This is a genomic window from Deinococcus fonticola (assembly GCF_004634215.1).
GTDB classification, from domain to species: Bacteria; Deinococcota; Deinococci; order Deinococcales; family Deinococcaceae; genus Deinococcus; species Deinococcus fonticola.
The window spans coordinates 52,781-67,801 of the sequence record NZ_SMMH01000016.1; the positions used below are offsets into that span (position 1 = coordinate 52,781).

Below are 15,021 nucleotides of genomic sequence, written 5' to 3' on the forward strand. Positions count from 1 at the left end.
CCGTTCGGGTGGGCAGAGACTTACGGCAGACGCCAGGCTGATACGCCAGCGTCAGGATGCCGTCGTGGCTTGATTGTGCCCGGCAGAACTCGCTACACTCACGCCACCATCGAATTCAACGCTGTGCCAGGAGTTCACCATGAAAAGACGGCTTGCTGTTGCTGGTTTCCTGTCTGCCCTGCTCGCCTCGTGCGGCACCGCCCCCACGGCCCCTTCACTGGTCAGCGATTATGCGGGGCGCCCCGAGTTGCAGGACGCGGGCAGTCAGGCCATCCTGGCGCGCTACGGGAACGATCCCGGCCTGCTGGCCGCCCTTCAGGAAGCCTACGAGGAACGGCCCGGCGACCTGAGTCTGCCCCGCGTCCCCGAACTCGGCGCCCTGGACTATGCCAGTGACCGCCTGGCGTACATCAAACGCACCGGCTGGGGCAGCGTCGGCAATTACAACAGCCAGTACGCCGCTTACAGCGCCACCAGCCTGCCCTACACCGGCCTGAACTGGACGCGCGACGGCTGCAGCGCCCCGGACGGCGTGGGCCTCGGTTACCGCGAGGACTTTCGGCCGGCCTGCAACGTCCACGACTTCGGTTACCGCAACCTGAAGGTGTACGAACGCACCGATGCCAACCGCAAAACCACCGACGACGCTTTTTACACCAACATGAAAACCATCTGCGCCGCCAAGAGCTGGTACGCACGCCCCGCCTGCTACAGCGCCGCCTACGCCTACTACCAGGGCGTGCGCATCGGTGGTAGCAGCAGCTTCTGAGGCTGAGCAGTATTCCGGTTGATGGGTGATCTGGGAAACCCGATCAGCGGGAAAAGGAACAGGGCTGACAGTGAGGAGCGGTTCTCACGGATTCACCGGCCGCCATCTCAGCGGCTTGCAGGCCAGAGGAACCCAGAGGATTTAGAGCATTGCGTTCAGGACTCGCCGTATTTCCCGGGCGCCCTCGACGGCTTCGTTCACGGTAAGGCCGCCGTAACCGAGAAGCAGGGCGTTCGGCGTGGCGCCTGTACCGCTGTCGTTCGGGGCGCTGTATTCGGGGACGCTGTACTCGGCGACGGTGGAGACGTGAACGTTTCGCCGGGCCAGGGTCAGGGCGATGCGGGTCGCGTCGAAGTCCGGCGCCAGGTGCAGGCACACGTGCAGGCCGGCTTCGATGCCACCCAGTTTCGCTAAGGGTTCCAGCGGCGCCAGCTCCTGCGTCAGGGCCTCGCGCACCTGGGCGTGCCAGCGGCGGCTGCGGCGAATGTGCCGGTCGACTTCGCTGTGCGTCATCAGGTACGTCAGGGCGTGCTGAAGCGGCAGCGGGTGACCGGAGTCCATCAGCGTGCGGGCACGCACGAGGGCGGGCATCAGGGCCGGAGGCGCGGTCAGGAAGCCGGTGCGCACAGCGGGCGTCAGGACTTTGCTGAGGGTGCCCAGGTACAGCACCCGCCCCGAGGTGTCCAGGCTGGCCAGAGGCGGCAGGGGCGCGGCGCCGTAGCGGAATTCTCCGTCGTAATCGTCTTCGATAATAAGGGCGTCGTTCTTCTCGGCCCATTCCAGCAGCTTCAGGCGGCGCGGCAGGCTCATGCGCACCCCCAGCGGGAACTGGTGACTGGGCGTCACGTACACCAGCCGGGCGGGTGGCGTGTCCGGCGTAATCACCGGGCCGTCCTCATCCAGCGGCAGGGGATGAACAGAAAGTCCGGCGTCCAGCAGCACCTGGCGGCCGGCGCGGTAGCCGGGGTTTTCCATCAGGACGCTGGAACCGGGCGGCAAAATGGCTTTCACGATCAGGTTGAGGGCCTGCAGGGTGCCGGCCGTGACCATCACGCCTTCCGGGGAGACGGGCAGCCCGCGTGAGCGCCCCACGAAGGCGGCCAGGGCCGCGCGCAGTTCTGGTTCGCCCTGCGGGTCGGCGTAATCGCCGCTGACATCCTGCCGCGCGGCGTGTGCCCAGGCCTGGCGCCACACCTTGGCGTCGAGGGTGGCGGTGGTCGCCACGCCCGTCTTGAAGTGAATGCCGCCTGACCCGCTGGTGCGGTCGGCAAATTCGAAGGGCGCGGCGGGCGGCTCGGTGAACCAGGCCGGCGCGCCTGCACTGGCACGCTCGCGCCGCGCGGCGCCGGCCGGCACGCGCGTGCCGCTGCCCACCTCGGCTTCCAGCGTGCCGTCGGCCACCAGGGCCGCGTAGGCTTCGGCCACCACGCCGCGCGTCACGCCCAGGCTGTGCGCCAGCAGGCGTGAACCGGGCAATCTCAGGCCCGCCGGCAGGGTGCCGTTCAGCACGCCGGCCCGCAGCTGCGCGGTCAGTTGCTGGTGCAGCGCACCGGTTTCGCCGCGCCTGAGGTGCAGCGCCAGCGGAAATTCCGCAAGTGGACTGCCTCTTTTGGCAGAAAGTGGAACTTCAGGGCGGGCCATATGCTGGGTAGTGTAGCGGACATGAAACACGGCATTCCCCTTTCCCTGGCCCGCCAGCAGACCCCCTGCCGGGTTTTCTGGACGTGTGTTCCGGCGCGGCAGCCTCCGCGTGGAACTGTACCGCCCGCGCGGCCACGACCGCCAGACCCCGCACCAGCAAGACGAACTTTACGTGGTGGTTGGCGGCTCCGGCACTTTTTTCTGCGACGGCGAACGGCAGAGCTTCCAGGCTGGCGACCTGCTGTTCGCGGCTGCCGGAGCTGGGCACCGCTTCGAGACGTTCAGCGACGATCTGGAAGTCTGGGTGATCTTCTTCGGCCCGCCGGGAGGCGAACGGCCCACCACAAGAACGCTGTTCGGCCAGGACGTGACCGAGTGATCCGCCGCATTGCGCCGGGGGATGCGGCGCTGGCTTTCGCGGCCCTGAGGGAACTGCGCCCGACCTCGCCGATCATGGCCTCGCTGCACACCTTTCAGGCCTTTCTGGAGGCGGCCGGGCGAGAAAGCTACGCGCTGGTCGGTTCCTTTGAAGAGGGGAGCCGTGAAGCGGTGGCCGTCGCCGGCTACCGTGTGATGACCATGCTGTACGTGGGGAGGCTGCTGTACGTGGACGACCTCTCCACCCTGCCCGAATTCCGGGGCCGGGGCCACGCCGGGGCGCTGCTGCACTGGCTGGAAGCCGAAGCGAGCCGCCTGGGGGCGGCAGAACTTCACCTCGACAGCGGCACCGGTTCGGCGCGCTTTGCCGCCCACCGCCAGTACCTTAAGCACGGTTTGAACATCACCGCCCACCACTTCAGCAAGGAGTTGTCATGACCGCCGACCCGCGTTACCCGCTTGGCCCCGCCCCGCAAGTCACCACCTTGACCCCGCCGCAGCGCCGCGAGGGGATGGCCGCGCTGCGTGCTCTGCCAGAGGAACTCCAGGCCGCCCTGTCCGGTCTGGGCGCCGAACAGCTGGACACGCCCTACCGCGAAGGCGGCTGGACGTTGCGGCAACTGGCGCACCATGTCGCGGATAGCCACCTGAACGCCTATGTCCGCACCCGACTGGCGCTGACCGAACCGGAGCCTACCGTTACCCCCTACGAAGAGCAGCGCTGGGCCGAGTTGCCCGACCGCCACCTTGACCCGTCCGTGAGCCTGGAGTTGCTGCGGGCGCTGCACACGCGCTGGGTGGCGACCCTGGATGGGCTGGAGGAAGCGGACTGGCCAAAGACCTTTCACCACCCGGTCAACGGCCCCACCACGCTGGAGCAGATGCTGGCCTATTACACCTGGCACGGCCGGCACCACACCGCTCACATCCTGAAGTTGCGTGAAAAGAGGGGCTGGTAACCATGCTGGACGAACGTTTTCCGATTGGGCCGGCCCCCATTACCCTGAGCCTGTCGCCAGAGGAGCGCCGCGAGGCTCTTGAGGCGTTACGGACGTTGCCTGTCGAGATCACCGGCGCCGTCGCTGGCCTGAGCGACGACCAGCTGGACACGCCCTACCGCGAGGGCGGCTGGACGGTGCGTCAGGTCGTTCATCACCTGCCCGACAGTCATCTGAACGCCTACGTCCGTATGAAGCTGGTGCTGACCGAACCGGAGCCCACCATCAAGCCGTGGAGCGAAGCCGACTGGGCCGGGTTGCCCGACAGTCAGGGCAACATTCGGCCCAGCCTGGAGCTGCTGTCCGGGCTGCATGCCCGCTGGGTCAGCCTGTACGGGTCGCTGTCCGCGCCACAGTGGGCGCGGTGTTTCGTTCACCCGCAGCTGGTCGCCGCGCAGCGTGAAACGGGGGCCGTGTGGGCGCGGGCCTTCAATGCCGACGAGCATGGGCGCGTGAACCTGGATCAGCTGCTGGCCACCTACGCCTGGCATGGCCGGCACCACACCGCCCACATCCTGAAATTGCGCCAAAGGCGGGGCTGGTGACGGACTTCTACGACCCCCGGCAGCGCGAACCGAGCCTCAGCCGCCGCCCGCACAACCGCCGCGACAACGGGTGGATCAGCGAACTGCTGCGGCGTGGGCGCATTGGCCGTGTGGCGACCCTCTGGCAAGGAGAGGACGGGCAGGCGTTTCCGTTCATCACGCCGCTGGCTTACGTGTATCGCCCACAATACGGCGACATCGTGTACCACACGAATATCGTGGGGCGGCTGCGGGCCAACACCGACCAGGGCCAGCCCGCCACCTTCGAGACGTCCGAGATCGGCGGGCTGCTGCCCAGCAATTCGCCACTGGAACTGAGCGTGCAATACCGCAGCGTCATCGTGTTCGGGCGCGCCAGGGTGCTGACCGACCCAGACGAGAAACGCGGGGCGCTCACCGAACTCTCGCAGCGGGTCTTTCCGGGTCTGCGCATGGGGCAGGAGACGCGCCCGATCACTGACGCCGACCTGGCCCGCACGTCGGTTTATTCGCTGCATATCGAACGCTGGAGCGGCAAGGAGAACTGGCCGGACGAGGCCGACCAGGAAGGTAACTGGCCCGCGCTGCCGGCGCATCTTCTGCACCCGTGGCACCTGACCGAGAGACACGGACCCGTGACCCTGACCACCCTCGCGGCCCTGGTGGCGTTCCTGTTGCCGCTTCAGGTCTCGCCCGGCCCAGCCAACGTGTATTTCGCGGTGCTCGGCGCACGCGGCGGGGTGCGGCGGGCCGTGCCTGCCCTGCTGGGCTACCTGTGCGGGGTGGTCATCGTGACCCTGCTGCTCGGGTTCGCGCTGGATGCCAGGGTCTTCAGGCAGCCGGCCCTGATGGCTCTAATGTCGGTGGCCGGTGGCCTTTACCTGACTTATCTGGGCGGGCAGATGCTGAGTTCACCCGGCGCCCCTGCTCCGGAAGTTGGCCTCGCTGGTGACTTTCAGGCGCATGGCACTGCAAGGCGCGCTGGTGTTGCTGCTGAATCCGAAAGCCTACCTGATCGTGGGGTTGACGCTGGCCCAGTGCGCGGCGGGCCAGGCGGTGACGCTGCCTTATGTGCTGGCGGTGACGGGGGTCATTTGCGCGACGTTCACCGTGGCCTTTGTGCTGTGGGCGAACCTCGGCGCCCGGTCGAAAGCCCTGCCGGCCCGCTGGGAACACCGGCTGAACGTCGTTTGTGCCGTCGGCGTGCTCATGATGGGCCTGTGGATGACCTGGGAAGGCATTCGCGGGTGGCTCGGCTGAACACGTCGAACCAGTGTTGACCGGCAATCAAGGCTGTGCGCTGCGGGGCCTATGTTGCTTCACAGGCGCCTGAAACAAGGATGGAGAAACGTGCTAGACACTGAGCGAATGTCGCTGCTTTCACACTGGCCTGCTGTGGGCGTCCGGGCATGACCCGGCGCGATTATTTCGACCTGTTTCTGCTCTCGGCCTTCTGGGGCATCTCCTTTTTGCTGATCAAGTTTGCCGGCCACGACTTTCCGCCGGTGTGGGTGGCGCTGCTGCGTTCGTTGTTCGGGATGATGATCCTGAGGCTGGCGATGTGGTGGCAGAAAGTGCCGTTTCCGCCGCGGCCCCTGTGGCCCATGCTGACGCTGATCGCCCTGCTGAACAACGCCTTTCCCTGGCTGATGTTCGCCCTGGGGGAGCAGTCGGTCAGCAGCAACATCGCCAGCATCCTGAACGCCACCACGCCGCTGTTCACGCTGCTGGTGGCGGTGGGCCTGGGCGACTCGCGCCCCTCGCGGCCGATGTGGCTGGGGGTCATGATCGGGCTGGCGGGCGTGGCCCTTACCGTATCGGGTGGCATGCAGGGTGGGCAGGCCGCGCTGCCGGGCGTGCTGATGATCCTGGCGGCGGCGTTCAGTTACGGGCTGGGCGGCGTGATTGCCAAGAAGAACACCGCCGGCTTGACACCCCTGAGCGTGGCCGGAACACAACTGCTGCTCTCGACCCTGCTTTTGCTGCTCTTCGGCCTGTTCGGCGCTCACCCGGCGCAGGTGTCCCTGCAAGCCTGGGGCGCCGTGATCGTGCTCGGGGTGGTGGGCAGCGGCCTGGCGTACCTGGTGTTCTACAACCTGCTGGCCCGCGTGTCGCCCACCCAGACCACGGCCGTGACGTACATTCTGCCGATCTGGGGCCTGTTCTGGGGGGCGCTGGCCGGCGAACACGTCGGCGCGGCGTCGCTGCTGGGCGTGGCGGTGGTACTCTCGGGCGTTTACCTGATGAACCGCCGCCCGGTGCTGCCCGCCGGCCCCCTTGAGCGTGCAGCCCGCTGAGTGTCCGAACCGACTGGATGTCCCTGCGAAAGCCCCTCTGGATTTAGTTATAAACAGAGCGCATTGTCTACATTCGCCATCTGAGGGGGTTACGCCGTTTCGTCCGACCCCCTACACTGAAGGGACAGGCCGTTGAGAAGCGGCGTCACGATCACTGAATCAGGCCGGATAGACCGGCCACGTTCATTCACTGCCGGAGGAGGCCCCCATGACCAGCACCCAGAGCAAATGGCTCGACATCGAGAACAAGTACGACAGCGGCATCTACACCAAACACCAGGTGGTCATGGTGCGCGGCCAGGGCGCCACCGTCTGGGACGAGCAGGGGCGCTCCTACATCGACTGCGTGGTCGGGTACGGCGTCGCCACGCTGGGCCACAGCCACCCGGACGTGGTCAAGGCCGTGCAGGAGCAGGCCGCGAAATTGATGGTCATGCCCCAGAGCATGCCCAACGACAAACGCGCCGAATTCCTTCAGGAACTCGTGGGCGTGCTGCCGCAGGGCCTGGAGCGTGTGTTCCTGTGCAACAGCGGCACCGAAGCCATGGAAGCCGCCAAGAAATTCGCTATTACCGGCACCGGCCGCAGCCGCTTCGTGTCCATGAAACGCGGCTTCTCCGGTCGCAGCCTGGGAGCCCTGGCTTTCACCTGGGAACCCAAGTACCGTGAACCCTTCGGCGACGCCGTGGACAACAAGCACGTGGACTTCATCACTTACGGCGACATCGAACAGCTGCGCCAGGCTGTCACCGAAGAAACCGCCGCCGTGATCATGGAACCCGTGCAGGGTGAAGGGGGCGTGCGCCCTGCCAGCATCGAATTCCTTCAGGAAGCCCGCCGCATCACCAAAGAAAAAGGTGCGCTGCTGATCCTCGACGAAATTCAGACCGGCTTTTGCCGCACCGGCAAGATGTTCGCCTGCGAGCACAGCGGCGTCATTCCCGACGGCATGACCCTGGCCAAAGCCATGGCGGGCGGCGTGCCCATCGGGGCCTTCGCCATGACCCAGGAAGTCGCGCAGAAAATGCCCGGCGGGGGCCACGGCACCACCTTCGGCGGCAACCCGCTGAGCATGGCCGCCGGCACTGCCGCCATCCGCGCCATGAAACGCGAAGGCCTGGCCGAACAGGCCCGCGAGAAAGGCGCGTACATGATGGACAAGCTCCGTGCCATCGGGTCGTCCAAGATCCGCGAAGTGCGCGGCCTGGGCCTGATGATCGGCGTGGAACTCAAGGAAAAGAGCGCCCCTTACATCCATGCCCTGGAGCACGACGAAGGCGTCCTGACCCTCGCCGCCACGCCCCTGGTCGTGCGTTTCCTGCCGCCGGCCACCATCACCAAAGAGCAGATCGACCAGGTCGTCGCCGCCTTCGAGCGCGTGCTGAACAATGTCAATCCCCGTGCCGAGCGTCAGGAAGAACTCAAGCAGGCCGACAAGGAAAACGAGCAGCAGGAATAAGCAGGTTGGTCAGCTGTTGCTGGGTGGCCGTCAGCCCTCCCTTCTCATCCCTGTCTGGGCGAGAGGGGAGTTTAAGTTGTGCTGGGGAAGGCGAAGTTGTTTTCGTCAATTGGCTCTGAACGGACGAGTACAGTGTCAATTCCCCCAGGAGCGGCTGAGCTTGTGTGACGTTCTCCAGTCAGGTCATCCTGCAACCTGCGGCCACCGAAAACCTCCTTCTGGGCGGTGTATTTCATGCGTGCGACAATCCAAACGCCTTCCTTTTCTGAGGCACCTGTAAAGCTGCGCAGCAGAGCTTTCGCGCAGGGGTAGAGAGGACGGATACCCAGTCTCGGGCTTTAGCCATATGGCTGATGTTCTGCTGCCGGTTGACCGTTAAGCTGTGTCGGTATGTCGATGGGGGAAGCCGCTGCTGTGAAAACTGAACCGATTCAGGGAAGGCCGCCGACGCCGCTGAGGGAAATCAGCAGCATTGCCGTGCCGGTCAGTCTGGAAATGGTCATTCAACTGGTGTTGACCTTCATCAACCAGATCATCGTCGGCACGCTGGGGGCATTGGCGGTGGCGGCTGTGGGCCTCGCCGGTAGCCTCAGCTTCATGTTCTTCGTCACGCTGGGGGCACTGGGCAGCGGCACCAGCATCCTGATCGCGCGGCGTGAGGGCGCCGGTGACCAGGCTGGCGTCAGTCACGCCCTGAGCGTGACTGTGCTGCTGGGCGTGGTGCTGGGTGTGCTGCTGACCGCGCCTATCGTCCTGAGTTCCGGGCCGTTGCTGGGCCTGGCCGGCGGGTCACCGGACGTGAGGGAGGCGGCCACGCCTTACATGCAGGTGTTCATGCTGGCGCTGGTGCCCGGCATGCTGGGCTGGATTCTCAGCGGGGCGCTGCGCAGCCTGGGCCACGCCCGCACGCCGCTGGTCGCCACCGTCGTCAGCGTCGTTATTGAAGTCATCGTGGCTTACGGCCTGGTGTTCGGGCTGGGGCCACTGCCGCAGATGGGCATCGTGGGCGCGGCCTGGGCAGTCGTGGTGGCCAACACCTACAAGGCGCTGCACCTGGCCTACCAGATTTACGGCCCACGCCACCTGGCCCGCCTGAAACTTCCCCCCCACGGTATCTGGGACGACTACGTGAAACCGCTGTTCACCCTCAGCGCCCCACTGGCCTTCACCGAGTTCGTGTGGTCGGCGGGCGGCTTCATGTACGCCAGCGTCTTTGCGCGCGTGGGCACGCAGGCGCTGGCGGCCAGCCAGATCGTCGGCACGCTGGAAGGCATCTTTATCGTCGGCAGTTTCGGCCTGATGACCGCCGCCACCGTCCTGATCGGCAAGGCGCTGGGTTCCGGTGACGCCGCCGCCGCCCAGGCGTGGCTGCGCCGCCTGACGCGCCTGGGCCTGCTCACCGCCCTGGCCTTCGGGCTGCTGTTCGCCCTCACCAGCCTGTTTGTGCCGGCCCTGTTTCCCCGCGTGGGCAGCGACGTTCACCGCATCGCCCTGATCGGCATCCTGATCAACGCCGCCACGCAGGTCTTCAAAGTCCGCAACATGATCGTCGGCGGGGGGGTGCTGCCCAGCGCCGGAGATGGCAAAGGCGTCATCATCGGGGACGTGGTGGGGTCGTTCGTGGTGGGGCTGCCGCTGGCCATCCTGCTCGGGCTCTATACCCCGCTGGGGGTGTGGGGCGTGTTTCTGGCCCGCAGCCTCGACGAAGTGGCCAAGGTCATCGTCTTCGAGTGGCGCAAACGCCGCGTCGACTGGCCACGACTGGCGCAGGAGCAGCGGGGCCAGGACGTTGCCGCGCATTGAGCATTAAGGGGGAGAGGCTGACGGCCTGACAGAAAGTATGAGAAAACGTCCCCGATAGGGGACAATTTCTGTTTATGACGACAAAAATAGTCTTCGGGGACGTGCCCCGACTCTACCAGAATGTCCGGCCCTTCCTCAGCGCCCTCTGCTGGAACGATGTCCGCAATGCGGACACCTGTGCCTGGCTCGTCGCAGGGTGCTTGGAAAGCCGAATCTGCTCCATCCCCGCGTGGGTGAGTGGGCGAATCTCAAAAGCGCAGTTCGCGCAAAGCCGAGAGATTCAGGCCCGCAGGTTTCTGGAGAACCCGAAGGTTGATCCCTTCGAGATCTATGCGCCGCTGGTCTTCCAAGCCCTTCGTCACTGGGGCGAGCACCGCCTGGTGCTCGCTCTGGACACCAGTATGCTTTTCGGGGAGTTCTGCCTGATTCGCTTTGCTGTCACTTTCAGGGGACGATCTCTTCCACTGCATCAGGAAGTCATCCAGCACGAGAGCGCCCAGATTTCGACCCGACAACTTCTCCCTGTGCTCGCCCGTGTCAAAGGCATCCTCGATGCGTTGGGCATCCATGACGTTCGGCTCCTTGCTGATCGAGGTTTTTGTGACACTGAACTCATGGATTGGCTCTGGGCCTGCAAATGGCACTACCGCATCCGTATCAAGTCGAATCTGATCCTCGCTGACCTGCAAGGTCAGCGCCTGTGCAAGCTCGACGACATTCGACTCCGCCCCAGGGAAACACGCTGTTTCCACAACGTCGCCATCACCGGGCAGGCGTTTGGCCCAGTCCATGTCGCGGTCGCTCGACCCACAGACGTTCAGGAGCAGTGGCAGGTCGTGAGCAGCGAGCCGACAGACCTGGAAACGTTCGCTGAGTACGGCGAACGCTTCCAAATCGAAGAGGGCTTCCTAGACGATAAAAGTGGTCTCCACGGGCTGGAATCCTCGAACCTGCGTGATGTCGCGAGCCTGAATAGGCTCGTCATGATTCTGGCGCTGGCCACCCTCTTCCTGATCACCAAGGGCGTGCAAATCGTTGCGGAGGGCAGACGGCGGATGATTGACCCGCATTGGCAACGTGGGCTGAGTTATCTCAAGATTGGGGAACGGGCCATGCGCTGGGCACTCAGTCGCGGCCTCGAAGTGTTTATCCACCTGGCACTGCCAGGTGGGCCTGATCCAGAACCTCTGGGCAAACGGAAGAAGAAATGCTCTGACCCCATCACGTTGCTGGAAGTCGGCTGGACGCTGGTTTTACGCCCTCTCTCATACTTTCTGTCAGGCCGTCAGGGGGGAGAGGTCAGGAGCAAGAGCGGAAGCGTGTCCTTTTGCCGGATCACTCCCCACTGGCTATTCCGCTTCGATCAGCCGCACCCGCTCGCCGGTAGGCAGGAGGTAAGCGTGCAGCAGGCGGCTTTTCAGGTCGGCGATGATGTAAGGCACGGGGTACTCGGCCAGCCGGGTGTCGGTCAGGCTGGGCTGGCCCGGCCCGTGCGGGTGGCTGTGGTACAGCGCGGCCAGTTCCAGCCCCTCGGCCTGCATGGCTTTCAGGGCGCGCAGAAAGTGGCCGGGGTGCGCCAGGTACTGCGTTTCGGGGGTGGGGGAGACGTTCTGGAAGGGGTAAAAGGTCACGACGTGGCCCTCCTGGCCTTGCCAGGTGCCGCCGAGTGCGCCGACGCATTCGTGGGGGGCCTCGCGCAGGGCGTGAGTCCACAGGTTGTCACGCATGGCGCGGGGCAGGTGTAACAGCACGCCTGAAGTGTAGTGTGAGAACGCTGGCCCGTGAATTGTGCGCCAGGCACGCGCTTTATTTACCTGGCCTTTAGGTTAAACTTGGCGGCATGGCGAAGGCGGCAAAAGCGAGAAATATTGCTCCACAGGCGAGCCGCTTTGACGGTGAGGCGCTGGGGCTGGTGCTGTTCGCCCTGGGCATTCTGCTGGCGGTTACGGTGTTCAGTCCGGCGGTGGCGGAGGATCAGCGGCCGGGCACGGCGCAGGCAATCGGGTTCATGGCGGCCACGCGGGCCGCCGTGGTGGGCTGGCTGGGCTGGGGCGCGTATCTGCTGCCCATCATCCCCGTCGCTTACGGGGTGCTGGTGTTCCTGGGGCGCAGCCTGCGCAACCTCACTCGGCGCGTGCTGGGCGGCGTGGTCGTGGCACTGTCGCTGCTGGCGCTGCACGAGGTGGTGCAGCCGGGCGCGGCGGGACAGCTGGCGGCGCTGGTGGTCGGGCCGGTCGCGGGCGTGCTGGGCTATCTGGCGGCGCTGTTGCCACTGGTGACGCTGACCCTGGGCATAGAGTTGATTCTGCACCTGGCCCCGTTCGCGCTGCTGAAAACGCTGTTCCGGCACATCAGCATTCTGCTGGGGGGCGGGGCGGCCCGCGTGCAGGGCGTCATCGAAAGCCAGCGCGGCGGTCAGGAATCCGCGCGGGTGCGGCAGGAGGTGCGGCTGGGACTGTCGGCTCACCTGCGTGAACTCGACACCCTGCGCCGCCTGTTCCCGGAAGATGACAGCGTCAAGCGGCAGTTCGAGGAGGTCAGGCAGGCCCGCAAGACCGTGAAGGCGCAGGATGAGACCGGCTTGAAACACCTGTCGCGCGACCTGGACAACTGGCAGGCCATGACGGCCCTGTACGTGTCCAACGCCGGGCGTGACCTGCGCGAGGCCGTGAAAGTCGAGGCGCTGGACGCCGGCGCCGACGCCGAGGCGCTGCTCAAGGACATGAACGCCGGCCGCCACGAACTCAGCGTTCCGCTGGCCAGCACCCAGGCCAGCGGGGAACTGGAGGTCATTCGCCGCCGCGCCGTGCAGGATCTGCACCGCATCGCCTTCCGCGCCGGCCGGCTGGAACGTGAGCGCAAGGCCGCCGAGAAGGCGCTGGCGAAGCCCGACCTGCACGCGCTGGGCCGTGAACGCGCCGCCCACGAGGAACGCACCCAGGGCTGGCAGGAGTTGCAGCAGGAGTACACCGAGTGGCTGACTTTCGCCTCGCAGTACCCCGGCTGGCCGGATCTGGCCGCCGCGTTCGACCGCGCCCCCACCAGCATCGCCACGACGCTGGCGCTGGCCCTGCGCAATCACTCGCTGGAGACCGTCGCGCAGCGGGGGGTGTGGCAACAGCGGCTGGTCGACGCGCAGCAGGAGCTGTTGCATCAGGCCGAGACCCTCACGCCGACCAGTGTCGGGTCAGCGAATCAGACGGTGGTGCTGCCCGTCATGGACTTCGAGTTCGCGCCCCGCCCTGAAACGCCCGCCGCCCAACCTTTGCCCCTGGCCGAACCGGAGGAAATCCTGGTGGTGTCCGCCAAAGCTGGGCAGGTGCAGCGCCACGCACCCGCGCCGGCCCTGGGCAGCCTGGACGCCCTGGAAGACGGCCTGACCGGGCACGGTGACCTCGACCCCTGGGACGACGCCGACGATGACCTGCCTTTCGGCCCGCCTGCCCGGCAAACTGCACAGCAAGCGGCCCAGCAAACAACTCGGCAACCTGCACAATCTGCACAGAAAGGTAGCGAGCCCCTGAAGGCCGTGCCGCCACAGAAACCGCGCCTGTTGCCCACAGGGGGCGTGAGCGCGGCCCCCTGGGAAAGCGCCGAACCCGAGCGCCAGAGCAGGCCCGTTCAGGGCGGCATTCCCCTGCGCCTGCCGGACGACGCGCTGCTGGACGCCATACCCGCTGCGCCCGTGAACGCCACCGGATTAGAGGTGGCGGCCCGCCAACGCGCCGGCCTGATCGACGAGACGCTGCGGCAGTTCAACCTGCAGGCCCGCGTGGTGGACTTCGCGCGTGGCCCTACCGTCACCCGCTACGAGATCGAACCCGCACCCGGCGAGAAGATCAGCCGCATTTCCAGCCTCAGCAACGACCTGGCCCGCGCCCTGGCGGTGGGCGGCGTGCGTATCGAGGCCCCGGTGCCCGGCAAAAGCGTGATCGGTCTGGAAGTACCGAACGCCGAACGTGAACCCGTGACCTTCCACCAGGCCGCCGACTCCAGCACCTTCAAGAACAGCCGCGCCAAACTGCCCATCATCCTCGGCAAAAGCATCGACGGTGACCTGATGGTCGGTGACCTGGCGAAGATGCCGCACCTGCTGGTGGCGGGGAGCACTGGGTCAGGCAAATCCGTGTGCGTCAACACGCTCATCACGTCGCTGCTGTTCAAGTACCTGCCCACCGAGCTGCGCTTCCTGATGGTCGACCCCAAGATGGTGGAACTCACGCCCTACGACGGCATTCCGCATCTGGTGCGCGGCGTGGTGACCAACCCGGTCGATGCGGCCGGCGTGCTGCTGGGCGCGGTGGCGCACATGGAGCGCCGCTACAAGATGATGTCGCAGGTGGGCGCCAAGAACCTGGAGCAGTTCAACGCCAAGATGCGCCAGACCGGCGAACCCGAACTGCCGCACCTGGTCATCATCATCGACGAGCTGGCCGACCTGATGATCACCAGCCCCAAGGAAGTCGAGTCCGCCATCATGCGCCTGGCCCAGATGGCCCGCGCCACCGGCATGCACCTGATCCTGGCGACCCAGCGGCCCAGCGTGGACATCCTGACCAGCCTCATCAAGGTGAACATTCCGGCCCGCATCGCCTTCGCGGTCAGCAGCAGCCACGACTCGCGCACCATCCTGGATTCGGTGGGCGCCGAGCGCCTGACCGGCATGGGCGACATGCTGTTCTACCAGCCGGGACTGGTCAAGCCGCTGCGCCTTCAGGGGCCGTACATCAGCGAAACCGAGTCGGTGCGCATCACTGAGGAACTGCGCCGCCAGGTGTTCGACGACACTTTCGTGGAACTGTACGGCGCGGATTTCGAGGGCGGCATCGAGGCCAGCGGCCCCACCGCCGACAAGAGCAACATGGATTTCAGCGACCCATACCTGCGGCAGGCCGCGCAAATCTGTATCGAGGAAGGGCAGGGCAGCGTTTCGCGCCTGCAACGCCGCCTCTCAGTCGGTCACGCCCGCGCTGGGAAACTCATGGACATGCTCGAAGCCATGGGCATCGTCAGCAAGCACCAGGGCAGCAAACCCCGGGAGGTGCTGATCACTGAAGCCGATCTGCCCGAATACTTCGGGAAATAAGAGAAGCACCACCTGTGCTGGCTTCCCTCTGGGCGGCCTGCCTCGCCGCTTTCCATGACCGCCAGG

12 protein-coding genes and 1 pseudogene are annotated in these 15,021 nt (G+C 65.9%); 11 read left to right on the forward strand and 2 right to left on the reverse strand.

All coding sequences use genetic code 11. From position 1 onward, the window contains the following. The first annotated feature begins 139 nt into the window (after positions 1 to 139). Positions 140 to 769, forward strand: a complete 630-nt coding sequence (locus E5Z01_RS11010; protein WP_135229408.1) for a phospholipase A2 — start codon at positions 140 to 142, stop codon at positions 767 to 769. A 141-nt stretch (positions 770 to 910) separates the two neighbouring features. Here the strand turns inward: E5Z01_RS11010 and pdxR are convergent, their stop codons facing one another. Further along, a complete protein-coding gene (gene pdxR, locus E5Z01_RS11015; protein ID WP_135229409.1) occupies positions 911 to 2,410 on the reverse strand; it encodes a MocR-like pyridoxine biosynthesis transcription factor PdxR in 1,500 nt (499 codons plus the stop codon). An 85-nt stretch (positions 2,411 to 2,495) separates the two neighbouring features. Between pdxR and E5Z01_RS11020 the strand changes: the two genes are divergently transcribed. From E5Z01_RS11020 to E5Z01_RS20010, 9 genes and pseudogenes are all read left to right on the forward strand, one after another. Further along, positions 2,496 to 2,789 (forward strand): cupin domain-containing protein, encoded by a 294-nt coding sequence (locus E5Z01_RS11020; RefSeq protein ID WP_205750483.1) that lies wholly within the window; start codon positions 2,496 to 2,498, stop codon positions 2,787 to 2,789. Continuing rightward, positions 2,786 to 3,226 carry a GNAT family N-acetyltransferase gene (locus tag E5Z01_RS11025; RefSeq protein WP_240738314.1) on the forward strand — a complete coding sequence of 147 codons (441 nt, stop codon included), beginning with the start codon at positions 2,786 to 2,788 and terminating at the stop codon, positions 3,224 to 3,226. Before E5Z01_RS11020 ends, E5Z01_RS11025 begins: the two co-directional genes overlap by 4 nt. Further along, positions 3,223 to 3,747 carry a YfiT family bacillithiol transferase gene (locus E5Z01_RS11030; RefSeq protein ID WP_135229410.1) on the forward strand — a complete coding sequence of 175 codons (525 nt, stop codon included), beginning with the start codon at positions 3,223 to 3,225 and terminating at the stop codon, positions 3,745 to 3,747. The genes E5Z01_RS11025 and E5Z01_RS11030 overlap by 4 nt, the downstream gene beginning before the upstream one ends. A gap of 2 nt (positions 3,748 to 3,749) precedes the next feature. After that, positions 3,750 to 4,331 (forward strand): YfiT family bacillithiol transferase, encoded by a 582-nt coding sequence (locus tag E5Z01_RS11035; protein ID WP_135229411.1) that lies wholly within the window; start codon positions 3,750 to 3,752, stop codon positions 4,329 to 4,331. Next, the gene (locus E5Z01_RS20230) at positions 4,328 to 5,590 is read left to right on the forward strand and encodes a LysE family transporter (RefSeq protein WP_167757874.1); all 1,263 of its coding nucleotides are present in this window, start codon (positions 4,328 to 4,330) and stop codon (positions 5,588 to 5,590) included. The genes E5Z01_RS11035 and E5Z01_RS20230 overlap by 4 nt, the downstream gene beginning before the upstream one ends. A 129-nt stretch (positions 5,591 to 5,719) precedes the next feature. Beyond that, positions 5,720 to 6,607, forward strand: coding sequence for a DMT family transporter (locus E5Z01_RS11045; RefSeq protein ID WP_135229412.1), 888 nt, complete (start codon positions 5,720 to 5,722; stop codon positions 6,605 to 6,607). Between the two features lie 208 nt (positions 6,608 to 6,815). Continuing rightward, complete coding sequence (locus tag E5Z01_RS11050; protein ID WP_119762245.1) at positions 6,816 to 8,066, forward strand: aspartate aminotransferase family protein; 1,251 nt, start codon at positions 6,816 to 6,818, stop codon at positions 8,064 to 8,066. 396 nt (positions 8,067 to 8,462) lie between these two features. Next, positions 8,463 to 9,869 (forward strand): MATE family efflux transporter, encoded by a 1,407-nt coding sequence (locus E5Z01_RS11055; RefSeq protein ID WP_420810843.1) that lies wholly within the window; start codon positions 8,463 to 8,465, stop codon positions 9,867 to 9,869. Positions 9,870 to 10,270: 401 nt separating this feature from the next. Continuing rightward, a pseudogene (locus tag E5Z01_RS20010) lies at positions 10,271 to 10,816 on the forward strand (transposase); the annotation flags it as partial. 402 nt (positions 10,817 to 11,218) lie between these two features. Here E5Z01_RS20010 and E5Z01_RS11065 read toward each other — a convergent pair. Further along, on the reverse strand, positions 11,219 to 11,620 hold the full coding sequence (locus tag E5Z01_RS11065; protein ID WP_240738318.1) for a M67 family metallopeptidase: 402 nt from the start codon (positions 11,618 to 11,620) through the stop codon (positions 11,219 to 11,221). Positions 11,621 to 11,709: 89 nt separating this feature from the next. Here E5Z01_RS11065 and E5Z01_RS11070 point away from each other — a divergent pair, with 89 nt between their 5' ends. Further along, a complete protein-coding gene (locus E5Z01_RS11070; RefSeq protein ID WP_135229413.1) occupies positions 11,710 to 14,955 on the forward strand; it encodes an FtsK/SpoIIIE family DNA translocase in 3,246 nt (1,081 codons plus the stop codon). Positions 14,956 to 15,021 lie beyond the last annotated feature (66 nt).